We start from the raw sequence: 23,152 nt of genomic DNA on the forward strand, positions 1-23,152 counted from the left end.
AGGCGCCGGCCGCGCGACCAGGTTGACACGCGTCAATTCCTGCGCCGAGGGCCGGCATGCCGCGGCCGCAGGCGTGCGGAAGTGGCGCTTCAGCGCACCCCGCGGCGCCGCATCATCTCCTCGCCCATGGCGCGGGTGGCCGCTGCGTCCATGCCGGCCGAGGCGGCCGGATAGACCAGCTGCTCCTCGGCGCGGATGTGTCCGTCGTAGAGCCCGGCAAAGTCGTCGAGCGCCTGCTCGTGGCCGGGACCCAGCGCGCCCAGCTCGCCGGCGGCCAGCGGTGCCAGCACCTCGCGTGCGGCGGACCAGGCGGCGTCCATGCGCCGGTGGTCGTCGCGCAGGCGGCGGACGATGGCGGCCAGGGCGGCGTCGCCGCTGCCGTCCAGGCGCGGGAACACATGCAATTCCTCGTCCAGGTGGTGCTGGGGCGCGGCCTGGTCGAAGTAGCGCATGACGTCGCGGGCCGCGCCGCGCGCCTGCTCGTCGGCACCGTGCCGCAGCACGTGCTCCCGCAGCCGGCCCAGCAGGGCCAGCATGCGGTGCACCCGCTCATGGCAGGCTTCCAGCATCTCGTAGGGCTGCTCGAACGTGGGCGAGGCCGGGCCGCCGGGCGGCGCGATGGAGATGACAGGGCTCATGGCGCAAGGTGGGTGAGGTACTGGTCCGGCTGCGGCCGGGGCTGGCCGGGCTTGTGGCCGGCGGCGGTGCCCATGCTGGCGAAGCACACGGCCTGTTCGTCCGGCGCCAATGCGAACAGTTCCTGCAGCGGCCGCGAGCCCAGCGCCTTGCCTCGGGTCAGGGCCGACGCGAAGCCCAGCGCGGTGGCCATCAGCTGCATGTTCTGCACGGCACGGCCGAGCGACAGCAGGCGTTCGGCGTCGGGCACTTCGGCCGCCTCGCCGGCCAGGCGCACCACGGCCAGCAGCAGCACCGGCGCGCGGAAGGCTTTCTCGCGGGCCTGCTCGCGCTGCTCGCGCTGCTCGCGCTGCTCGCCGGTGGCGGCGGGGTCGCGCTCCACCAGCGCCGGCTCGAAGGCAGCGGCGAGCCGCGGGCGCGCCGCTTCGGGCACCAGCACGAATCGCCAGGGCAGCAGCCGGTCGTGGTCCGGTGCCGCACCGGCGGCCTGCACGATGCGCGCCAGTTCCTCGCCGCATGGGCCTGGCGCAGCGAGCCGCCTGGGCCGCACGGTGCGGCGCGATTCGATCCAGGCCCGCGCCCAGGGGCCGCGGCCTCATCCGGGGCGGCCGTCGGGGCGGGTGCGTCCATACCAGTCTCCCAGTCGAAGGGCCCAGGCCAGCACCACGCCGGCCCACAGCACGGCGGCGCCCGCCAGCAGCATCTGCCCCGCGGTGAGCGGCAGGGAGCCGGCGATGCGCAGCACGGCGGCGGCCTGCAGCGCCCAGAACAGCGCCCAAGTCGGGTTGTCGGCGGCCTGTGGACGGCCGCCGTGGCCGGCCGAGACACGCGTCACCATGGCCAGCAGCAGCGAGCCGAGGCAGCCCATCGCCAGCGCGTGCAGCGGTGCCAGCGGCAGCACCGGCCGGCCGCTCCAGCCGTGCGCCAGGTGCGCGCCGCCGGCCAGCAGCAGCGACGCACCCAGCCAGGCAAAGCCCAGGTGCAGCATGCGCATCAGCCGCACCTTGAGGCTCTGCACCCGGCTCCAGGCCACCGCCACCGCGACCAGCGCCCCGCCGGCCGCGACCTCCACCCCGCCGCGCAGCAGCAGCCAGGCCGGGTGCGACCAGCCGCCGGCGTCGGCCCACGCGGCGGCGGCCTCGAACAGCGCGGCACCCACCATCAGCCACAGCATCCAGAACGGCCCCCAGGCCTGCACCAGCGGCACGGCGTCGGAGGTGAAGAACGGAAGCATGCGGTGCGCCACCGTGACGAACACGACCACCACGAAGGCCCAGAGCCCGCATTGCACCAGCGCCCGCTGCGGGCCGGCCGCGCCCAGCATGAGGGCCATGGCCAGCCCCAGCTGGCAGGCGATGCCCGCGAGCAGCGCCCAGCCGACCAGCATCGGGTGCAGGCGGTCCTCCTCGGTGCTGGCCCGCACCATCGCCCAGAACTTCGCCGCCGCCCAGGCCAGCCCGGCCGTGCCGGCCAGCAGCCCGGTGATCGCAGCGGCCGGCCGCCAATGCCCGCCGGCCAGCCACAACAGCCAGCCGCCGGCCTGCAGCAGCGCCGGCGGCAGCAGCGCGCGGGCCGGCAGCGGCCGCACGTGCAGCCAGCGCGGCGCCGCGGTGAACAGGAAGCCGACGAAGAACAGCGGCAGGAAGCCGAACACCATCAGCGCCGAGTGCAGCGTGACCGCGGGCAGGGCCGGCACGGGCGCCGCGACCCCGCCGGCGCGCGCCAGCTGCACCCAGGCCCACCACAGCGACGCCGCAACCAGCAGCGTGCAGCCGAGGAAGAACCCCAGGCGGTGCGGCGCCAGCAGCAGGTGCCGCGGGCGCCAGGGGGAAAGGGGCGGAACCGGTGGCTTGCCGGTCAACCGCAGGCCCCGAGGTGCCCGCAGGAGGTGCAGTACTCGCAGCCGTCCCTGCGGATCATGGCGCGCGCCCCGCACTCGGGGCACTTGGCGCCCGGCATGACGGCGCCGGGCGCCGGTGCACTGGCCAGGGGCGGCGCCGCCGCGGCGTCGGCGGCCTTGCCCTGCCGGCGCGCGATGATGTTCTGCACGGCGTAGGCGATGGCGGCCACTTCCGAGTCGTGCCACAGCGGCACCTGGGCGCCGTCGGCGCGCAGGAAGGTGCCCAGGCGCACCGGACCGCGGTCCCAGGCGACCTTGCGCATGTCGGCCAGCGCGCGGTCGAGGAAGCCGCCGCGCGCGGCCAGCGACAGCAGGCGCATGCTGGAGGTGATCCACTGCTGCGACTCGCCGCTCTGGCCGACCGGCATGAAGAACTCGATGGCGCGCTCCTGTCCGCCCTCGACCGGCAGGAAGGACACCACGATGTACAGGGTCTGCTGGCCTTCCTGGGTCCAGTAGCTGATCTTCTCGGCGACGGCGGGCAGGGCGCCGGGCGGCCGGCGGCCGATCACGGCGCGCATCGGATCGGACTGGGGCGCCGGCGGCTCGGCCGCCGCGGCCGGGCCGGTTTCCAGCACCGCGCCGAGGATGGTGTTGGGCCGGTAGGTGGCCAGCCCCTTCAGCCCGGATTCCCAGGCCTGGCGGTACAGGTCCTTGAAGTCGTCGTAGGGGTAGTCGACGGCGACGTTCACGGTCTTGGAGATCGCCGTGTCGATGAAGGGCTGCACCGCGGCCATCATGGCCAGGTGGGAGCCGGCGTCCATCTCCAGCGCCGAGACGAAGTACCCCGGCAGCTGGGCCGTGTCGCCACCCAGCGAGCCGTACAGGCGGTAGGCGTGATCCTCCACCTCGTACTCGGTGCGGCTGCCGTCGCCCTCGCGCTTCTTGCGCCGGTAGGTCCAGGAGAAGGCCGGCTCGATGCCGTTGGAGGCGTTGTCGGCAAAGGCCAGGCTGACGGTGCCGGTCGGCGCGATCGACAGCAGGTGGCTGTTGCGCAGTCCGTGGGCGCGGATGCGGTCCTTCAGCGCCTGCGGCAGGCGGCTGGCGAAGGTGCCTTCGGCCAGGTAGGGGTCGGCTTCGAACTTCGGGAACGCGCCCTTTTCGATGGCCAGGTCGACCGACGCCGCATACGCGGCATCGCGCATGCGTTCGGCGATCCGGGCCGCCAGTGCGCGGCCTTCCTCGCGGTCGTAGCGCAGCTGCATCATGACCAGGGTATCGCCCAGGCCGGTGAAGCCCACGCCGATGCGGCGCTTGACCCGCGCTTCTTCCTGCTGCTGCGGCAGCGGCCAGTGGGTGAGGTCCAGCACGTTGTCGAGCGCGCGCACCTGCGTGGCCACCGCCCGCTCGAAACCCTCGAAGTCGAACGCGGGCTCGCCGCCGTAGCCGAAGGCCTGGCGCACGTAGCGCGTCAGCACGATCGGGCCGAGGTCGCAGCAGCCGTACGGGGGGAGCGGCTGTTCACCGCAGGGGTTGGTCGCCGTGATCTTCTCGCACCAGCGCAGGTTGTTCTCGCGCTCGATGGTGTCGAGGAACAGGATGCCCGGCTCGGCGAAGTCGTAGGCCGAGCGCATCACGGTGTCCCACAGCTGCGCGGCGGCGATGCTGCGGTAGACCCACAGGCCGTCCTCGCGTTGGCGCGCGCCGGCCTCGATCAGCGCGGCGCCGGGTTTGGCCCGGTGCACCAGCTCCCAGGTGCCGCCGGCGCGCAGGGTCTGCATGAAGGCGTCGCTGACGCCCACGGACACGTTGAAGTTGGACCAGCGCCCCGGCGTGCGCTTGGCGGTGATGAACTCCAGCACGTCGGGGTGGTCGATGCGCAGCACGCCCATCTGGGCGCCGCGGCGCGCGCCCGCGCTCTCCACCGTGGCGCAGGAGTGGTCGAACACGTCCATGTAGCTGCACGGGCCGGAGGCCAGCGACGCGGTGGCCTTGACCTCGGCGCCGCGCGGCCGGATGGCGGAGAAGTCGTAGCCCACGCCGCCGCCGCGGCGCATGGTCTCGGCCGCCTCGCGCAGCGCCTCGTAGATGCCGGGCAGGCCGTTGGCGTCGCTGCCCTGGATGCAGTCGCCCACCGGCTGCACGAAGCAGTTGATCAGCGTGGCTTCCAGGCCGGTGCCGGCGGCGCTCATGATGCGGCCGGCGCCGATCGCGCCGGCCTGCAGGTTGGCCAGGAACTTCGCTTCCCACTCGGCGCGCAGCGGCTCCGCCTCGACGCTGGCCAGCGCGCGCGCAACGCGGCGGTACAGGTCGTCGACCGAGCGCTCGCCGTCCTTGAGGTACTTCTCGGCCAGCACGTCCTCGCTGATCGGCTGCGGCGGCAGCGCAGGCGTGGTGTCCAGCAGGGCGGGAGCGTCGTCTCTCTTCATGTTCTCGCTTCTTTCTCAGCAGGGTTGGGGGCGCAGGCCGGCGACCAGCCAGCGGAACAGCTCCTGGACGGAGCGGATCTCGGTGCCGAACGGCAGCGATCCGGCGCCACGGAAGGACAGGCCGTTGCGCACGTCGCCGGCCAGGGCGTGGCCGAGCACTTGTCGATGCAGGACTGCCCCCATTCTGGCTTGCCGTCGCGAAGGCCGCACGCGGCCAGGCAGTCGAACCACAGGGTGCAGTGGCTCTTGGCATGGGTGGCGGCCGGCCAGCTGCAGGAGGGACAGCCCCTGCTGCTCGGCCTGGACCCGCAGGCGATCGGCATCGCGTCCGGTGTCGGTGCCGGCGGGCGGGGGAAGCTCGCCGGCGGAATTCGGAGGGTGCATGTGGGCGGAAATCCTAGGGGTCGACGGGGGCGGCTGGCTGATGCAGATCAACTCGGCAGGCGCGGTCCTCTCAAGCGTCCTTTCCGCCCCCGGCCCCGCGAGCAGGCAGCTGGGGGCGCCGGGCAGCCGGGCTCCCGCCACCACCCGCCGCCGCAGGGGCCGGCGGCCGGGCGCGGCGCGGGGCCAGCGCGTGTTTGCGCCGCCAGGCGAACACCGCGCCGATCGCGGTGAATGCGAACAGCGCGATCGCGGCCGCATTCAGCTCCGCTCCGCGCGGCAACCAGCCGGCGTCGAAGGCGCGCAGGCCCAGCCGCACCAGCAGCGAGCCGTGCAGCAGCGCCAGCGGCAGGTAGAAGGGCCAGCCGAACAGCAGCTTGACTCCCGCCACCGCCGGCAGGATGACCGGGGCGTGGCCCATCATCATGCTGAAGACGAATCCCAGCCCGAGCGCGTGCAGCGCGGCGTCGCGCCAGGGCGCGCCCGTCGCGGTGGCCGCCCAGGCCACCCCACCGACCGCCAGCCAGGCATAGCCGCTCAGCAGGCACACGGCCATGTAGCGCGACAGGCCTTGCGTGAACAGGGTGCGGCGGGCGATATCGAAGCTGAGCAGCCAGGCCGACAGCCCCAGCAGCGCGACCCCGTACAGGACGCCGCCGGCCACCGGATCCGCGGCCGACCCGGCAGCCCCAGCCGCCAGCAGCGCCAGCAGGCCGACCAGCGCCGGCAGCGCTGCGCGGCGGCGCCGCATCAGCCGTGTCATCTCCAGCCGTTCGGCGGCGATCGTCATCACCAGGAATCCGAACCACCAGGGCACCACCGCGGCAGGCGCCAGGCCCGCGGCGAACAGCGAGTTGCCGGCGAACCAGGCGACAGCGCTGGCCAGCAGCAGCCAGGTGTGCGGTTCGCTTTGCCGCTGCACGACGACCACATTGACGGCGACGAACGCAGCCCCGGACAGCACCAGCAGCCCGCCGCCCACGGCCGCATGGCCCAGCAGCAGGGCCGGGCCGGCCAGCGCCGAAGCGGCCGGGGCCAGCCAGGCCATGGCCAGCTTGACGGCGACCGCGCGCTCGACCGCGATCACCGTGCCCATGAAAGCGCAGATCATCAGCGCCGCATGCTGCACGGCGGCCTGGCCCAGCCAGTCGGGGGCGCCGGCGCGCGCCAGCGGGACGCCGGCGCGCAGCAGGCCGCCGGCCACCGCGGACAGCAGCCCGGCCGCGATGCAGAGCAGCAAGCCCACCGCCAGCAACCGGGTGGCGGGCGAAGCCGGCTCGCCGCGGGGCTGGCGCTCGCGTGCGGGCGGGCGCATCACCAGCCCATGAAGTTGCGGGCCGACTCGCTCATGCGTTCGGGCGTCCAGGGCGGATCCCAGACCAGTTCGGTGCGCACCGTGTACTCGGGCGGCAGCACCCGGTCGAGTTCGCGCTCGATGTCGTCCATGATCACGTCGGCCACCGGGCAGGCGGCCGACGTCATCGTGATCTCCAGCTGGATCTCGTGGCCGGCCAGCCGCACGCCGTAGATCAGGCCGACGTCGACGATGTTCATCGCGACCTCGGGGTCGACCACCCGCTGGAGCGCCTCCAGCACGGGCAGTTGCAGCGCCTCGGGCAGTTCGAAGGGGAAGGGCAGGTCCTCGATCATGCGCGGCTCCTTGCCGGCACGCGGCCGGCTGTGGGGTGGAACAGGATGGCGGCCAACTCCTCGCGGTTGCGCACCAGGTCCTCGAGCGTATATCGCGCCAGCACCGCGTAGAAGGCAGCCACGGCGTCGCCCATGACATTGCGCAGCTTGCACACCGGTCCGATCACGCATTTGCCGCCGTCGGCGGCGAAGCATTCGGCGACCCGCGTGTCGCCCTCGGCGTCGCGCACCACGTCGGCGATGCCGATGCGGTCGGCCGGGCGGGCCAGCTCCAGGCCGCCGCCCTTGCCGCGCACGTTCTTCAGCCAGCCCGCCTTGCCCAGGAAGTGCACCACCTTGACCAGGTGGTTCTCCGACACCTGGAAGGACTGGGCGATCTGGGCGATGGTGGCGCGCTGCCCCGGCCGCATGGCCAGGTAGATCAGCACGCGCAGGCTGTAGTCGGTGAAGGCGGTGAGTTTCACGGCGGTCTCCTTCGCAAAAGGAAAAAGGGCCGGCTTGCGCCGGCCCCCCTGCCTGTCCTCAGCGGCGTGCCGTGGCAGCCCCGACCGGCACCGTCGACGGGCGCTGCCCGCCGCGGCCGAGCAGCCGCACCACGTACAGGGCCAGGATCGCGGCGCCGGCGGCGAACACCACGTCGCCCGGCACCCGCAGCCACACCAGCGTTTCCATCACCGGCGAGTGGATGATTTCCGCCGAGCGCGCGTACCACAGGCCCTCGGTGATCGCGGCCCAGGCCTGGTAGATGCCGGCCGGCAGCAGCGACAGGAACACCATCATGGCCAGGCCGATGTTCAGGCCCCAGAAGGCGGGCTTGAGCAGGCCGTCGGCGTGCAGGTGGCGCGCATACAGGCCGCGCAGGCAGAACAGCATCAGGCCGATGCCCAGCATGCCGTAGACACCGAACAGGGCGGCGTGGCCGTGGGCCGCCGTCATGTTCAGGCCCTGCACGTAGTACAGCGAGGCCGGCGGGTTGATGGCGAAGCCCAGCAGGCCGGCGCCGACGGTGTTCCAGAAGCCCACCGCGACGAAGCACAGCACCGGCCACTTGTAGGCCTGCAGCCAGGAGATGCCCTGGGTGCGCTTCCAGGTCTGCAGCGCTTCCAGGCCGATCAGCGTCAGCGGCACCACTTCCAGCGCGGAGAACACGGCGCCGACGGCGATCACGGACGTGGGCGTGCCGGTGAAGTACAGGTGGTGCAGCGTGCCCAGGATGCCGCCGAACAGGAACACGATGGTCTCGGCGATGATGGCGCGGTTGGCGCTGCCAGCGCGCACCAGGCCGAGCTTGGTGAAGATCAGCGCGATCACGGCGGTGGCGAACACCTCGAAGAAGCCTTCCACCCACAGGTGGACCAGCCACCAGCGCCAGTATTCGACCATCGAGTAGTGCGTGTTCTGGCCCCAGGTCAGCGAGGTGACGTAGAAGCCCGCGATGCAGGTGGCCGACAGGAACACCATGGCGATCAGGCCGCGGCTTTCCGAGGGCTTCTTCAGCGCCGGCCACAGGGCACGGCCCAGCAGCACGGCCCACAGCACCAGGCCGACGAACAGCAGGTACTGCCAGACGCGGCCCATGGAGGTGAACTCCAGGCCCTGGTTGCCGATCCAGAAGGCGAAGTCGGTGCCGTTGCGCTGCAGCGTGCCGATCCAGCCGGTGACGCTGGAGCCGACCACGATGACGATCAGCGCCCAGAACAGGAAGTCGACGCCCAGCTTCTGGAACTTCGGCTCCTTGCCGCTCAGCATGGGCGCGATGTACAGGCCGGTGGCCAGCCAGGCGGTGGCGATCCAGAAGATGCCCACCTGGGTGTGGATGGTGCGGCTGGTGACGTAGGGCAGCAGCTCGGAGATCGGCAGGCCGAAGAAGGAGCTGCCTTCCACCGCGTAGTGGGCGGTGACGATGCCCATCCCGATCTGCAGCAGCAGCAGGCCGGCGACGGCGAAGAAGTACTTGCGCACCGCCTTCATCGAGGGCGTGGCGGCCGCACCGAGCAGCGGGTCGGCCTTGGGCGGGACGGCGGGCTCCTCGTGCTTGCCGGCGCCGTGCAGCCACAGCATGGCGGCGATGCCGGCCAGCAGCAGGATCACGCTGACCATCGACCACATCGCGGCCGAGCCGGTCATGGTGTTGCCCACCATCGGCTCGTGCGGCCAGTTGCTGGTGTAGGACAGGCCGGTCTCGCCGGGGCGGTCGGTCACGGCGGACCACGCGCTCCAGAAGAAGAACGCGTTCAGCGCCGCGCGGTCGGCGGCGTCGGGCAGGGTGTCGTCGCGCATCGCGTACTGCTCGCGCAGCTTTTCCAGCGAGGCGGCGTTGCCGAACAGGCCGTCGTAGTGGGCGGCGACCTCGCGGATGGCCCTGGCGCGCACCTCGGACACCGTCACCTTGCCGGTGGCGGCGTCGTGGGTGTTGGCGCGCATTTCCTCCTTGAGGGCCGCGTCGACGGCGCCGCGCTCGCTGGTCGTCAGCGCCGCGGGATCGCTCTTGATCGCCTTGGCCCGCAGGTCGCGCAGCGCCACGGCTTCACGGTGCAGCCAGTCGGCCGACCAGTCCGGCGCCACGTAGGCGCCGTGGCCCCAGACGCTGCCCTGCTGCTGGCCGCCCGAGGCGAGCCAGACTTCCTGGCCCTTCTGGATCTGTTCGCCGGTGAACAGCACGTCGCCGCTGGTGGTGACCACCGCGGTCGGGATGGGGGGCGCGGTCAGGTAGATCTGCCAGCCCAGGTAGCCGAGCGCGCCGAAGGACAGGACGAATACGAATCCCAGCCAGCGCCACAGCACGTTGTTGCTTCTCATGGTGTCTTCATCCGAAGTTGCAAATGGGGTTCAGCCTCCGCACGAGCCGCAGCACGAGCCGTCGGAGCCATGCGGGGCCTTCAGGCGGGTGATGGCCACGCGCCAGGTGTCCGGGCCCTGTTCCAGGTAGGTCCACTCGAACTCGCCGGGGGTGCGGTCGTTGAACTGGTAGTACAGCGGCCGGGGATCGTGGTCGTTGACCAGTTCCAGGGCCTGGCCGGTGGCGAGCGCATCGAAGGTCGAGAAGATCAGCGAATGGCGCTCGCGCGGGGCGATGGTGCGAACGTCGATGCGGGATGCCGGAGTCGTCATGGGAGTCCTTTTTGAAGGTGCATTGCGGATACACCTAATGCTAGGGACGGCCCTGATTTCCTCCTTGACGCACGTCAAGTCGGCGATGCCCCCGCGCCCGCTTGCGCATGAAAAGGGGCGCCGAAGCGCCCCATCCCTCACTCACTTACCAACCACCCTGTCAATGCTCGACGTGCATCGCGCCGCTCGAGGCCTTGTAGATGCTGTCGTCGGCCGGACCGGTCACTTCCAGGGCCCCCGCCGCGCCCTTGCCGACGCGCGACAGGGCATGGTCCACCAGCAGGAACTTGCCAGGGTAGTTGACCTTGAAGTCGACGATGGTCGCGCCGCCGGGGGCCACCAGCGTGGTCTGCACGTCGGTCTTGATCGCCTTGACCGAGCCTTCGCTGTAGACCCTGTCGAAGATCTCGCCGATCACGTGGAACGAGGAGACCTTGTTCGGGCCGCCGACGCCGAAGTACACGCGCACCGTCTCGCCGACCTTGGCCGTCATCTTGTGTTCCTTGGTCAAGGCGCCCACCGAGCCGTTGAAGGTGTAGCAGGTGGGCAGCTCGTCCGCGGCGCGGCCGTGGTCGAACGCCTGGTGGCCCTTGGTGCCGTGCGCGTGCGAGGTGTAGTGGTCGCCCTGCATGACGTAGAACTCCTTGTCCACCTTGGGCAGCCCCTCCGGCGGCTCGACCAGGATCATTCCGTACATGCCGGCCGAGATGTGGTGCGGCACCGATGCGGTGGCGCAGTGGTACACGTACAGGCCCGGGTTGAGCACCTTGAAGCGGATCGTCTTGGATTCGCCGGGCGCCACCTGGGTGTGCTCGCCGCCGCCGTGGCCGCCGGTCACCGAGTGCAGGTCGATCGAGTGGATCGCCTTGCTGTTGGGCGCGTTGCTCAGCGTCAGTTCGACCGTGTCACCCTGCTTCACCCGCAGCATCGGGCCGGGCACCTTCTTGCCGAAGGTCCAGTAGGTGAAGGTGGTGCCGTCGTCCAGCTTGCCTTCCAGTTCCACCGTTTCGATGTGGTACTTGACCAGCTGGGGCGGCCGCTTGCCGATCGGCTTGGGCACCGCGTTCGGGTCCATGGAGATGCTCACCGCGTTGGCGGCGGCCGGGGCAATGGCCTTGGCATCGATGGCGCCTGCCGGGCCGGCGCCCAGTGCGACGGTCTTCACGGCGCCGGCGGGGACGGTGACGGCCGCGGAACCGGCCGGCCCTTCGACTTCCACCGTGCCTTCCATCCCGATCTGCCTGTGGCCCGGGATGGAGCAGTAGTAGGTGAACTTGCCGCCCTGGGTCAGGGGCACGGTGACCTTGACCACGCTCTTGCCGCTGAACTTGGCCGAGGCGACCTTCAGCTCGGGGAACACGATGTCGTGCTCGGCGCCTTCGCCGCTGGAGATGGTGATTTCCAGGGTGTCGCCGACCTTGCCCTTGAGCACCGGGTTGGCGTTGCCCTTCTCGTCCAGGTAGACCATCTTGCCGCCCGCCATGCCGGTCTTCAGCGTGATCTTGTGCACCTGGCCGGCAGCGGCCGGGGCCCTGGCCTTGGCGGCCACCGCCGCGGGCGCGGCGGAGCCGGCGTTCTTGCCGGTGACGACGGTCGCGCCGACCGAGCCGATCAGGGGTGCCGCGGCAAACAGCAGCGCGACGGCAACGGCAGTGGGGGCGAACTTCGGGGCTTTCATCGTGGGACCTTGTTTCCTCTGATTCGCGGGGCTGGCCCCCGCTGGCCGACAGCCTTGTGAGCCGTCGAGAGGAATTTAGGGTTTACCCGGGTTGACCGGCTTGATCCTGGTCAAAAGGTACCCTGTCGGTGCACCTTTCGAGCGGCGACCCTGGAGAGAAGGCGTCAGCAGGGCATTTCCGCGCCCCGCCGGCTGTAGAACCACCACGTGACGGCGATGCACAGCAGGTAGAAGGCGATGAAGACGTACAGCGCGGCCTCCGGCCCGCCGGTGTTGGCGATGGAGGTGCCGTAGCTCTTGGGGATGAAGAAGCCGCCATAGGCGCCGATCGCGCCGGTGAAGCCCAGGGTGGCGGCGCCCTCGGTGTTGCCCTCCCGGGTGGCGCGGGCCACCGCCGCCGCGTCGTTCGGGTCGACCCCGCGCAGGGCCTGGGTCAGGAAGATGACCGGGATCATGCGGAAGGTCGAGCCGTTGCCGATGCCGGTGGTGATGAACAGGACCAGGAAGGCCAGGAAGAAGCCGGCGAAGGAGCCCCCGCTTGGCCCGCTGGGCAGGAACCACAGCACGCCGGCGACGCCGGCGGCCATCGCGACGAAGTTCCACAGCGTCACGGTGGCCCCGCCCCAGCGGTCCGAGAGCCAGCCGCCGAACGGCCGCACCACCGCGCCGAGCAGCGGCCCCAGCCAGGCGAAGGCGAGCGGGTTGATGTCGGGGAATTGGCTCCTGATCAGCAGCGGGAAGCCGGCCGCGTAGCCGATGAAGGAGCCGAAGGTGCCCAGGTACAGCAGGCACATCAGCCAGTTGTGCTTGCGCCGGAAGATCGCCGCCTGCGCCGCCACCGAGGCCCTGGCTTCGGCGATGTCGTTCATGCCGAACCAGGCGGCCACCGCGGCCAGCGCGATCCAGGGCACCCAGATGAAGGCGGCGTTCTGGGTCCACACGCGCACTTCGTTGCCGTTGCGCAGGATGGTCTGCGGGTCGCCGGCGAAAATGCCCAGCACGCCGGCGGTGACCACCAGCGGGCTGAGGAACTGCACCACCGAGACGCCCAGGTTGCCCAGTCCGGCATTCACGCCCAGGGCCGAACCCTTGCGCTCCTTCGGGAAGAAGAAGCTGATGTTGGACATGCTGGAGGAGAAGTTGCCGCCGCCGAAGCCGCACAGCAGGGCCAGCACCAGCATGGTCGTGTAGGGCGTGGTGTTGTCCTGCACCGCGATGCCGATGCCGATGGCCGGGATCAGCAGCGAGGCGGTGGAGATCGCCGTCCAGCGGCGCCCGCCCACCAGCGGCACCATGAAGGAATAGAAGATGCGCAGCGTCGCGCCCGACAGCGCCGGCGCCGCCGCCAGCCAGAACAGCTGGTCGGTGGTATAGCGAAAGCCCAGCGCCGGCAGGCTCACCGCCACCACGCTCCACAGCTGCCAGATCGCGAACGCCAGGAACAGCGCCGGCACGCTGATCCACAGGTTGATGCGGGCGATGGCCTGGCCTTCCTGCTCCCAGAAGGCCTTGTCCTCGGGGGTCCAGAGGTGCAGCGTGCGGCGCGCGGCCCGCGTGCTGCGCGGAGGCGAGGTGGTCGGCATGGCGGCGGCCTGCGGTGGGGGTTGGCCGCAATCTAGCGGCGGGCGCCGCCGCGGTGGGCGGGCTGTCAGCGCATGTAAGAGCCTGGCTCAGGCGTTCCCAGCCCGGCCGCAGTCGGCTGTTACAGCGGTGCCCCCCGCGCGCCACCGGTTGCTAATCTGCCCCGCAACCATGGCCACCCACTTCACATCCGGGGCCGCGCCGACCGCGGGCACGGCGCCGATCGGGCGCAAGGCGCTGTCGGTGCTGGTGGTGAGCACCCTGGCGTTCACCGTCTGCTTCATGGTGTGGATGATGTTCGGCGTGATCGGGATTCCGCTGCGCCAGCAGCTGGGCCTCAACGCCACCCAGTTCGGACTGCTCACCGCCACGCCGGTGCTGACCGGCTCGCTGGTGCGGGTGCCGCTGGGCATCTGGACCGACCGCTACGGCGGGCGCGTGGTGATGGCGCTGTTGATGGCGGCCACCATCCCGGCGATCTGGCTGATGGCCTATGCCACCGCCTACTGGCACTTCCTGGTGATCGGCCTGTTCGTCGGCCTGGCCGGCGGCTCGTTCTCGGTGGGCACGCCCTACGTGGCGCGCTGGTTCCCCAGGCACCGCCAGGGGCTGGCGATGGGCGTCTACGGCGCCGGCAATTCGGGTGCGGCGGTCAACAAGTTCGTCGCACCGGCGCTGGTGGTGGCTTTCGGCTGGGCGATGGTGCCGCAGGTCTATGCGGCCGTGATGCTGGGCGCGCTGCTGCTGTTCTGGTTCTTCAGCCACGACGACCCGTCGCACCGGGTACCGGCCGACGTCAGCTTCGGCCAGCAGCTGCGGACGCTGAAGGACCCGCGCGTGCTGCGCTACTGCCAGTACTACAGCATCGTGTTCGGCGGCTACGTGGCGCTGTCGCTGTGGATGGTGCAGTACTACGTGGGCGAGTACGGCCTGGACATCCGGGTGGCGGCGCTGCTGGCCGCCTGCTTCTCGCTGCCGGGCGGCGTGCTGCGCGCCATCGGCGGGGCCCTGTCGGACAAGTACGGCGCCCAGAGCGTGACCTGGTGGGTGATGTGGGTCAGCTGGATCTGCCTGTTCCTGCTGTCCTACCCGCAGACCCAGTTCACCGTCCTCACGCTGGACGGCCCCAGGACCTTCCACATCGGCCTGAACGTCTATGCCTTCACCGCGCTGATGGCCGTGCTGGGGGTCGCCTGGGCCTTCGGCAAGGCCAGCGTCTTCAAGTACATCAGCAACGACTACCCGCACAACATCGGCGCCATCAGCGGCATCGTCGGCCTGGCCGGCGGCCTGGGCGGCTTCGTGCTGCCGATCCTGTTCGGCGCGCTGCTGGACTTCACCGGCATCCGGTCCTCGGCCTTCATGCTGCTGTACGGGGTGGTCTGGGTGTCGCTGATCTGGATGTACCTGACCGAGGTGCGCCGCACCGAGGTCCTGCACCCGGCGGCCGCATGACGAATGACGCCGGCTTCGCCGGGCAATGACAAATGACGAAGGAACCCCAGTCATTCGTCATTCGAAGCGCAGCGAGGTCATTCGTCATCGTTGGAGCAAGGAACATGAGATGAGCCACTTCCTGGATCGAATCACGTACTTCCGCCAGGCCCGGGAGACCTTCTCCGGCGGCCACGGGATCACCACCAACGAGAGCCGGGCCTGGGAGGACGCCTACCGCAAGCGCTGGGCGGCCGACAAGATCGTGCGCTCCACCCACGGCGTGAACTGCACCGGCTCGTGCTCCTGGAAGATCTACGTCAAGGGCGGCATCGTCACCTGGGAGACCCAGCAGACCGACTACCCGCGCACCCGCCCCGACCTGCCCAACCACGAGCCGCGCGGCTGCCCGCGCGGCGCCAGCTACAGCTGGTACCTGTACTCCGGCACCCGCATCAAGTACCCGCTGGTGCGCGGGCGGCTGCTGCGGTTCTGGCGCGAGGCGCGCGCCAGCATGAGCCCGGTGGCGGCCTGGAAGTCCATCGTCGGCGATCCGGCCAAGCGCATGGAATGGGTCAGCAAGCGCGGCCGTGGCGGCTTCGTGCGCGCCGGCTGGGACGAGGTGAACGAGCTGATCGCGGCAGCCAACGCCTGGACGATCAAGGAATACGGCCCCGACCGCATCGCCGGCTTCTCGCCGATCCCGGCCATGTCGATGATCTCGTACGCCTCGGGCAGCCGCTACCTGTCGCTGATCGGCGGCAACCTGCTGTCCTTCTACGACTGGTACTGCGACCTGCCGCCCTCGTCGCCGCAGACCTGGGGCGAGCAGACCGACGTGCCCGAGAGCGCCGACTGGTACAACGCCGGCTTCCTGCTGGTGTGGGGCTCCAACATTCCCATGACCCGGGCGCCGGACGCGCACTTTTACGCCGAGTCGCGCTACCGCGGCACCAAGAGCGTGGTGATCGCCCCGGACTACAACGAGGCGGCCAAGTTCTCCGACATGTGGCTGCACCCCAAGCAGGGCACGGACGCGGCGCTGGCGCTGGCCTTCGGCCACGTGGTGCTGCGCGAGTTCCACCTGGACCGGCAGGTCCCGTACTTTGAGGACTACACCCGCAAGTACTCCGACTTCCCGATGCTGGTGAAGCTGGTGGAGCAGGGCGGCCGGCTGGTGCCCGACCGGCTGCTGCGCGCGGCCGACCTGATCGACAACCTGGGCGAGGCCAACAACCCGGACTGGAAGACCATCGCCTTCGACGAAACGAGCAACAAGCTGGTGGCGCCGCTCGGCTCGGTGGGATTCCGCTGGGGCGAGCAGGGCCAGTGGAACCTCGAGGAGAAGGACGGGCAGGGCCGCGAGGTGAAGCTGCTGCGCAGTTTCGAGAAGCAGAACGACGGCGTCGTGGCGGTGGCCTTCCCCTATTTCGGCGGCGAGGCGCCGCACGACTTCGTGGCCACCGCCCACGACGAGGTGTTGATCCGGCACGTGCCGGTGCGCGAGATCGCGCTGGCCGGCGGCGGCACGGCCCGCGTCGCGACGGTGTTCGACCTGTTCTGTGCCAGCTACGGGCTGGACCGCGGCTTCGGCGGCGCCAACGTGGCCCGCAGCTTCGACGACGACGTGCCGTTCACGCCCGCCTGGGCCGAGAAGGTGACCGGGGTGCCGCGCGAGCGGATCATCCAGGTCGCCCGCGAGTTCGCCGACAACGCGGCGAAGACCCAGGGCAAGTCCATGGTGATCCTGGGCGCCGGGCTGAACCACTGGTACCACATGGACATGAGCTACCGCGGGATCATCTCGCTGCTCGTGATGTGCGGCTGCATCGGCCAGTCCGGCGGCGGCTGGAGCCACTACGTCGGCCAGGAGAAGCTGCGGCCGCAGACCGGCTGGCTGCCGATCGCCATGGCCTCCGACTGGGTGCGTCCGCCGCGGCAGATGAACGCCACCAGCTTCTTCTACGCCCACACCGACCAGTGGCGCTACGAGACGCTGCGCATAGCCGACATCATCTCGCCGACGGCGCCGCCGGGCGACTGGTCGGGCGCCATCATCGACTACAACGTGCGGGCCGAGCGCATGGGCTGGCTGCCCTCGGCGCCGCAGCTGCAGCTCAACCCGATCGAGCTGGGCCGGCGACTCAAGGCATCGGGCGCCGACATCCAGCAGGAGGTGCCGCGCCTGCTGAAGTCCGGCGAGGTGAAGATGTCCTGCCTCGATCCGGACAACCCGGTCAACTGGCCGCGCAACATGTTCTTCTGGCGCGGCAACGTGCTGGGGGCCAGCGGCAAGGGCCACGAGTACTTCCTCAAGCACTACGTGGGCTCGCTGCACGGCATCGTCGGCACCGACGACGTGCGTGCCGGCATCCAGAAGCCGAAGGAAGTGGTCTGGCACGAGCAGGCGCCGGTGGGCAAGCTGGACCTGTACGTGAACATCGACTTCCGCATGTCCACCACCAGCCTCTACGCCGACGTGGTGCTGCCCACCGCCACCTGGTACGAGAAGCACGACCTCAACACCACCGACATGCACCCGTTCATCCACCCGCTGACGGCGGCGGTGGACCCGGCCTGGGAGGCCCGCACCGACTGGGCGATCTTCCGCGGCATCGCCGAGAAGTTCTCGCAGGTGGCGCCCGAGGTGCTGGGCGTGGAGCACGACCTGGTGCTGCAGCCGCTGCAGCACGACAGCAAGGGCGAGATCGCCCAGCCCTACCAGCCGCGCGACTGGGGCCGCGGCGAGTGCGAGCCGGTGCCGGGCCGGACCATGGCCAACGTGTTCCTGGTCGAGCGCGACTACCCGGCGACCTATGCCCGCTTCACCTCGCTGGGGCCGGCGCTGGACCAGCTGGGCAACGGCTCCAAGGGCATCCACTGGGACACCCAGCACGAGATCCAGGGCCTGAAGGCCCTCAACGGCACCGTGCCCGATGGCCCCGCCGCCGGCCGGCCGCGCCTGCAGACCGACATCGAAGCCTGCGAGGCCGTGCTGTACCTGGCGCCCGAGACCAACGGCGAAGTGGCGGTGAAGGCCTGGGAATCGCTGTCGAAAGCCACCGGCCGCGAGCACGCCCACCTGGCCGAGGGCCGGCACGAGGAGAAGATCCGCTTCCGCGACATCACGGCGCAGCCGCGCAAGATCATTTCCTCGCCCACCTGGTCCGGCATCGAGAGCGAGAGCGTCTGCTACAACGCCGGCTACACCAACGTGCACGAGCTGATCCCCTGGCGTACGCTGACCGGCCGCCAGTCGCTGTACCAGGACCACCCGTGGATGCTCGCCTTCGGCGAAGGTTTCGTCACCTGGCGCCCGCCGATCGACACCCGCACCGTGCGGCAGGTGCTGGGCAAGCTGCCCAACGGCAACCGGGAGATCCAGCTCAACATCCTGACGCCGCACCAGAAGTGGGGCATCCACTCGACCTACACGGAGACGCTGATCATGCTGTCGCTCAGTCGCGGCGGACCGACGGTGTGGATCAGCGAGGACGACGCGCGCGAGGCCGGCATCGAGGACAACGACTGGATCGAGGTCTTCAACATGAACGGCGCGCTGACGGCGCGTGCCATCGTGTCGCAGCGCATCATGCCGGGCACGGCCATCATGTACCACGCGCAGGAGAAGCTGGTGAACGTGGTCGGCTCCGAGATCACCGGCCAGCGCGGCGGCATCCACAACTCGGTGACGCGCATCAACATGAAGCCGACCCACATGATCGGCGGCTACGCGCAGCTGGCCTACGGCTTCAACTACTACGGCACGGTGGGCGCCAACCGCGACGAATTCGTGATCGTGCGCAAGATGAGCCAGGTCAACTGGTTCGACAAGGCGGCCGACGACGCCGTGCACGCCGGCGGCGGCAGCGCCGACTGGGGCCGGGGCGTGGTCGCCCGCAAGGAGGTGCTGCGATGAAAGTCCGCGCGCAGATCCCGATGGTGCTGAACCTGGACAAGTGCATCGGCTGCCACACCTGCTCGATCACCTGCAAGAACGTCTGGACCAACCGCGAAGGCCAGGAGTACGCCTGGTACAACAACGTCGAGTCCAAGCCCGGCATCGGCTACCCCAAGGACTGGGAGAACCAGGAGCGCTGGCGCGGCGGCTGGGTGCGCAAGAAGAACGGCCGCATCGAGCCGCGCCTGGGATCCAAGTGGCGCATCCTGGCCAAGATCTTCGCCAACCCGCACCTGCCGGAGATCGACGACTTCTACGAGCCCTACACCTACGACTACGGCTGGCTGCAGAACGCCGGCGAGCTGCAGGCGCAGCCGGTGGCCAAGCCGCGCTCGCTGGTCACCGGCGAAGTGCTCAACAAGATCGAGTGGAGCGGCAACTGGGAGGACATGCTGGGCGGCGAGTTCGCCAAGCGCTCGCACGACCGGAACTTCGAGGGCATCCAGAAGGAGATCTACGGCCAGTTCGAGCAGACCTTCCTGATGTACCTGCCGCGCCTGTGCGAGCACTGCCTGAACCCCTCGTGCGCGGCGGCCTGTCCCTCGGGCGCCATCTACAAGCGGGTGGAAGACGGCATCGTGCTGATCGACCAGGAGAAGTGCCGCGGCTGGCGCATGTGCGTGTCGGGCTGCCCGTACAAGAAGATCTACTACAACTGGTCCTCGGGCAAGAGCGAGAAGTGCATCTTCTGCTTCCCGCGCATCGAGACCGGCCAGCCCACCGTCTGCTCGGAGACCTGCGTGGGCCGCATCCGCTACCTCGGCGTGGTGCTGTACGACGCCGACCGCATCGAGGCCGCGGCCTCGGTCGAGGACCCGAAGGCGCTGTACCAGGCGCAGCTGGACCTGATGCTGGACCCGCGCGACCCCGAGGTGCAGCGCCAGGCCGCCCTCGACGGCGTGCCGCGCCAGTGGATCGAGGCGGCGCTGCGCTCGCCCTGCTGGAAGATGATGAAGGAGTGGAAGGTCGCGTTCCCGCTGCACCCGGAGTACCGCACCCTGCCGATGGTCTGGTACATCCCGCCGCTGTCGCCGATCCAGTCGGCCGCCGAGGCGGGCAAGCTCTCGGCCAAGGACGGCATGCCGGACGTGCGCTCGCTGCGCATCCCGCTGCGCTACCTGGCCAACCTGCTGACCGCCGGCGACGAGGCGCCGGTCGCGGCCGCGCTGGAGCGCATGCTGGCCATGCGCGCCTACATGCGCGCCAAGCGGGTCGACGGCCGCATCGACGAGGCGATCGCGCAGCGCGTGGGCCTGTCCACCGCGACGCTGGAGGACATGTACCAGGTCATGGCGATCGCCAATTACGAGGACCGCTACGTGATCCCCACCGTGCGGCGCGAACTGGAGGAAGACGCCTACTGGCTGCGCGGCTCCACCGGCTTCGGCTTCCGCGACCAGACCGAAGGCCGCAGCGGGCTGAACCTGTTCGGCGGCGGACCCAAGCAGACGCCGCGCCACAAGGACATGGACGTGCCGACATGAAACGCACCGCCAAGGCCCTGAGCGCGCTGCTGGGCTATCCGGACGCGGACCTGCAGGCGGCGGTGCCGGAAATCCGGGCCGCCTTCGAGACCGAGGGTGCGCTAGGCGCGCGCGAACAGCGGGCGCTGGAGCCGCTGCTGGCGCGGCTGGCGGCCCACGACATCTGGGACCTGCAGGAGCACTACAGCTCGCTGTTCGACAGCTCCGGCGCCCTGTCGCTGCACCTGTTCGAGCACGTCCACGGCGAAAGCCGCGAGCGCGGCCGAGCGCTGGTCGACCTGGCCGGGCGCTACGAGGCGAACGGCTTCCTCATGGGGACCTCGGAACTGCCCGACTACCTGCCGCTGTTCCTCGAGTTCGTGTCCTTCCTGCCGCCGCGCGAAGCGCGCGAATGGCTGGGGCAGCCGGCCCACGTGTTCGCGGCGCTGGCCGAGCGGCTGCAGCAGCGCGGCACGCCGTATGCCGCCGTGTTCACCGCGCTGCTGGCGCTGGGCGAGGGCGCGCCCGACCCCGATGCGCTGGACGAGGTGCGCCGGCGGCTGGCCACGCAGGAGGCGAAGTCGCTGGACGAGACCTGGCAGGAAGAGCCGGTCACCTTCAGCGGCGCGCCGGCGCCGCAGGCGGGCGGCGGCATCGTGCAGCGGCTGAAGGCCGCGATGGGACGCTAAGGAGACAGGCGATGGACGATTACCTCAACCAGCTGGCCTTCGGCTGGTTCCCCTACGTGGCCGTGATCGTGCTGGTGGTGGGCAGCATCCTGCGCTTCGACAAGGACCAGTACGGCTGGCGCTCGCAGTCCAGCCAGTTCCTGCGCCGCAAGCAGATGCTGGTCGGCTCCAACCTGTTCCACCTGGGCGTGATCGTGCTGTTCTTCGGCCACTTCGTGGGGCTGCTGACGCCGGTGTGGGTGTTCCATGCGCTCGGCGTGGAGAACCAGACCAAGCAGATGATGGCCATGCTGGTGGGCGGCATCGCGGGCGTGTCGGCACTGGTCGGCTGCACGCTGCTGCTGCACCGGCGGCTGTTCGACGCGCGCATCCGCCGCAGTTCGTCCTGGGGCGACATCGCGGTGCTGGCGCTGATCTGGCTGCAGCTGGTGATGGGTGTGGGCACCGTGTACTGGAGCATGCAGCACCTGGACGGCAGCGAGATGGTGCAGCTGATGGGCTGGGCGCACGGCATCCTGGTGCTGGACCCGGCCGCCGCCGGCCGGCTCGACGAGGTGGGGCTGGTGTTCAAGCTGCACATCATCCTGGGGCTGGTGCTGTTCCTGATCACCCCCTTCACCCGGCTGATCCACATCTGGAGCGTGCCGATCTGGTTCCTGCTGCGGCCGGGCTACCAGATCGCGCGCTCGCGCGCGCCGCTGGGGCGCAAGCGCCCGCCGTCGGACCCGACCGGTCTGGGCCAGCCCTACGCGAGCGAGGTGGTCTCGCGGGCGCAATCGCAGAGCGGGCAAGCGACATGAGCGGACCTTCGGCATTCGACACCCGCGCCGCGCGGCCCGAGCCGCAGATGCCCGCGGCCTGCTCCAGCGGCGGCTGCGGCGGGGGCGGCGGGACCACCGCCACCATCCACATCCACAAGCGCGTGGGCGGCGCGGCCGATCCCGGGCCTGCGGCGCCGCCCGCCTACGTGAGGGTGAGCGTCAACGGCACCGTGATCGCACCCGAGGCGATCGCCGAGGAGGCGCAGCAGCATCCCGCGCCCGACCCGGCCAGTGCCTGGCGCGCCGCGGCGCGCGCGCTGGCCATCCGCGAATTGCTGCTGCAGGAGGCGCAGCGGCTGGGCGTCGCGGCCCGGCCCGAAGTCGACGAAGCGGGCCGGCGCGAAGTGGACGAGGAGGCGCTGATCCGCGAAGTGCTGGACACGCAGGCCGCGCCGGCCGCGCCCACGCGCGAGGAGTGCCTGCGCGTGTACGAGCAGCGGCGCGAGCGCTTCCGCACGCCGCCGCTGCTGGAGGCACGCCACATCCTGGTCGAGCCCGGCAGCGACGACGAGGCCGGCTGGACCGAGGCGCAGCGGCAGGCCGCCGTCATCGCGCAGGAGGTCGGCGACGACCCGGCCGCCTTCGCGGAAGCGGCGCAGGCGTTCTCGTCGTGCCCGTCGAAGATGCAGGGCGGATCGCTCGGGCAGCTGCAGCCGGGCGACCTGGTGCCGGTGGTGCAGTCGGCCATCGAGGCGCTGCCCGAGGGGACCACCGGGCGCGAGCCGGTGCGCTCGCGCTTCGGCTGGCACGTGCTGCGGCTGGACCGCCGCATCCCGGCGCGCGAGCTGCCGTTCGAGCTGGTCGAGGGCCGCATCGCCGACATGCTGGAAGCCCGTGCGTGGACGCTGGCCGCCGCTCGCTACACCGCCACGCTGGCCGGCGCCGCGCGGCTGGAAGGCGTGTCGCTCGGGCCGGACGAGCTGGAGGCCCAGCTGTGGTGATGCTGGGCGACCTGCTCGCTCGCGCGCAGGGCGCGGCGGCCGCGCTGTCGCCCGCGCTGGCGAAGGACATCGAGGCCGCCGGCGGGCAGCCGGAGGCGTTCGCCCGGCTTGCGGTGGCGCGCTTCGAGCGGCATGCTGCGCCGGAGGACTGGGTCAACCTGATGTCGCGGTTGTCGGACGCCGCCGATCCCGCGCAGGCCTGCCTCGAGTTCATGGTTCGCTGGAGCCTGCGCCGCGCGCAGCCGGCCCCCGTGCAGGAGGGATCGCATGACGAACACCACGCCCACGAATGACGACGCCGCCGGCCGCGAGGGGCTCAATCCGGCCCTGCACCGCAGCACCGACGAGACCCATGGCAAGGACTTCCACGGCACCGACCCGATGAAGACCCTGTCGGTGCAGGACGCCAAGGAAGGCGACAACTGGCCGGCGATCTGGGCGATCGTCACGGGGATCTGCATCCTGGTGACGCTGTACCTGGTGGTGACCTGACGCGCGCCCCTGCCGCGAAGGAAGGGATTTCAACGGTGCGATCCG

The 23,152-nt window shown here is 70.6% G+C and carries 20 protein-coding genes; 8 read left to right on the forward strand and 12 right to left on the reverse strand.

Annotated features, from left to right (window positions below; genetic code table 11):
- Positions 1 to 89: 89 nt before the first annotated feature.
- The 12 genes from V6M57_RS05315 to V6M57_RS05370 form a co-directional block, all read right to left on the reverse strand.
- On the reverse strand, positions 90 to 638 hold the full coding sequence (locus tag V6M57_RS05315; RefSeq protein WP_332813946.1) for a hemerythrin domain-containing protein: 549 nt from the start codon (positions 636 to 638) through the stop codon (positions 90 to 92).
- Positions 635 to 1,186, reverse strand: a complete 552-nt coding sequence (locus V6M57_RS05320; RefSeq protein ID WP_442968781.1) for a nitroreductase family protein — start codon at positions 1,184 to 1,186, stop codon at positions 635 to 637. Before V6M57_RS05320 ends, V6M57_RS05315 begins: the two co-directional genes overlap by 4 nt.
- A 45-nt stretch (positions 1,187 to 1,231) precedes the next feature.
- Positions 1,232 to 2,497 carry an NnrS family protein gene (locus tag V6M57_RS05325; protein WP_332813947.1) on the reverse strand — a complete coding sequence of 422 codons (1,266 nt, stop codon included), beginning with the start codon at positions 2,495 to 2,497 and terminating at the stop codon, positions 1,232 to 1,234.
- Positions 2,494 to 4,905, reverse strand: coding sequence for an adenosylcobalamin-dependent ribonucleoside-diphosphate reductase (locus tag V6M57_RS05330; RefSeq protein ID WP_332813948.1), 2,412 nt, complete (start codon positions 4,903 to 4,905; stop codon positions 2,494 to 2,496). The genes V6M57_RS05325 and V6M57_RS05330 overlap by 4 nt, the downstream gene beginning before the upstream one ends.
- Positions 4,906 to 4,920: 15 nt before the next feature.
- Complete coding sequence (locus V6M57_RS05335; protein ID WP_332813949.1) at positions 4,921 to 5,064, reverse strand: hypothetical protein; 144 nt, start codon at positions 5,062 to 5,064, stop codon at positions 4,921 to 4,923.
- Positions 5,065 to 5,359: 295 nt separating this feature from the next.
- The gene (locus V6M57_RS05340) at positions 5,360 to 6,601 is read right to left on the reverse strand and encodes a hypothetical protein (protein ID WP_332813950.1); all 1,242 of its coding nucleotides are present in this window, start codon (positions 6,599 to 6,601) and stop codon (positions 5,360 to 5,362) included.
- Complete coding sequence (locus tag V6M57_RS05345; protein ID WP_332813951.1) at positions 6,601 to 6,936, reverse strand: metal-sulfur cluster assembly factor; 336 nt, start codon at positions 6,934 to 6,936, stop codon at positions 6,601 to 6,603. Before V6M57_RS05345 ends, V6M57_RS05340 begins: the two co-directional genes overlap by 1 nt.
- Positions 6,933 to 7,400 carry an RrF2 family transcriptional regulator gene (locus V6M57_RS05350; protein ID WP_332813952.1) on the reverse strand — a complete coding sequence of 156 codons (468 nt, stop codon included), beginning with the start codon at positions 7,398 to 7,400 and terminating at the stop codon, positions 6,933 to 6,935. Before V6M57_RS05350 ends, V6M57_RS05345 begins: the two co-directional genes overlap by 4 nt.
- Positions 7,401 to 7,458: 58 nt before the next feature.
- The gene (locus V6M57_RS05355) at positions 7,459 to 9,735 is read right to left on the reverse strand and encodes a nitric-oxide reductase large subunit (RefSeq protein ID WP_332813953.1); all 2,277 of its coding nucleotides are present in this window, start codon (positions 9,733 to 9,735) and stop codon (positions 7,459 to 7,461) included.
- 30 nt (positions 9,736 to 9,765) lie between these two features.
- A complete protein-coding gene (locus V6M57_RS05360) occupies positions 9,766 to 10,047 on the reverse strand; it encodes a DUF2249 domain-containing protein (RefSeq protein WP_332813954.1) in 282 nt (93 codons plus the stop codon).
- A gap of 160 nt (positions 10,048 to 10,207) precedes the next feature.
- Positions 10,208 to 11,725 carry a copper-containing nitrite reductase gene (nirK, locus tag V6M57_RS05365; RefSeq protein WP_332813955.1) on the reverse strand — a complete coding sequence of 506 codons (1,518 nt, stop codon included), beginning with the start codon at positions 11,723 to 11,725 and terminating at the stop codon, positions 10,208 to 10,210.
- A 164-nt stretch (positions 11,726 to 11,889) separates the two neighbouring features.
- Complete coding sequence (locus V6M57_RS05370; RefSeq protein ID WP_332813956.1) at positions 11,890 to 13,308, reverse strand: NarK family nitrate/nitrite MFS transporter; 1,419 nt, start codon at positions 13,306 to 13,308, stop codon at positions 11,890 to 11,892.
- Between the two features lie 169 nt (positions 13,309 to 13,477).
- On the opposite strand from V6M57_RS05370, the gene V6M57_RS05375 reads away from it, so the two are divergent.
- From V6M57_RS05375 to V6M57_RS05410, 8 genes are all read left to right on the forward strand, one after another.
- Positions 13,478 to 14,761, forward strand: coding sequence for an MFS transporter (locus V6M57_RS05375; RefSeq protein ID WP_332813957.1), 1,284 nt, complete (start codon positions 13,478 to 13,480; stop codon positions 14,759 to 14,761).
- A gap of 109 nt (positions 14,762 to 14,870) precedes the next feature.
- Positions 14,871 to 18,659, forward strand: a complete 3,789-nt coding sequence (locus tag V6M57_RS05380; protein ID WP_332813958.1) for a nitrate reductase subunit alpha — start codon at positions 14,871 to 14,873, stop codon at positions 18,657 to 18,659.
- Positions 18,656 to 20,185, forward strand: coding sequence for a nitrate reductase subunit beta (gene narH, locus V6M57_RS05385; RefSeq protein ID WP_332813959.1), 1,530 nt, complete (start codon positions 18,656 to 18,658; stop codon positions 20,183 to 20,185). The genes V6M57_RS05380 and narH overlap by 4 nt, the downstream gene beginning before the upstream one ends.
- A complete protein-coding gene (gene narJ, locus V6M57_RS05390; protein WP_332813960.1) occupies positions 20,182 to 20,853 on the forward strand; it encodes a nitrate reductase molybdenum cofactor assembly chaperone in 672 nt (223 codons plus the stop codon). Before narH ends, narJ begins: the two co-directional genes overlap by 4 nt.
- A gap of 11 nt (positions 20,854 to 20,864) precedes the next feature.
- Positions 20,865 to 21,653 (forward strand): respiratory nitrate reductase subunit gamma, encoded by a 789-nt coding sequence (narI, locus tag V6M57_RS05395; protein WP_332813961.1) that lies wholly within the window; start codon positions 20,865 to 20,867, stop codon positions 21,651 to 21,653.
- Complete coding sequence (locus tag V6M57_RS05400) at positions 21,650 to 22,615, forward strand: peptidylprolyl isomerase (RefSeq protein ID WP_332813962.1); 966 nt, start codon at positions 21,650 to 21,652, stop codon at positions 22,613 to 22,615. The genes narI and V6M57_RS05400 overlap by 4 nt, the downstream gene beginning before the upstream one ends.
- Positions 22,615 to 22,908: a hypothetical protein gene (locus V6M57_RS05405; RefSeq protein WP_332813963.1), complete on the forward strand. Its 294-nt coding sequence runs from the start codon at positions 22,615 to 22,617 to the stop codon at positions 22,906 to 22,908. Before V6M57_RS05400 ends, V6M57_RS05405 begins: the two co-directional genes overlap by 1 nt.
- Positions 22,883 to 23,107 (forward strand): hypothetical protein, encoded by a 225-nt coding sequence (locus tag V6M57_RS05410; RefSeq protein ID WP_332813964.1) that lies wholly within the window; start codon positions 22,883 to 22,885, stop codon positions 23,105 to 23,107. The genes V6M57_RS05405 and V6M57_RS05410 overlap by 26 nt, the downstream gene beginning before the upstream one ends.
- Positions 23,108 to 23,152 lie beyond the last annotated feature (45 nt).

It is taken from the genome of Ramlibacter sp. (assembly GCF_036676645.1).
Lineage (GTDB): Bacteria > Pseudomonadota > Gammaproteobacteria > Burkholderiales > Burkholderiaceae_C > Ramlibacter.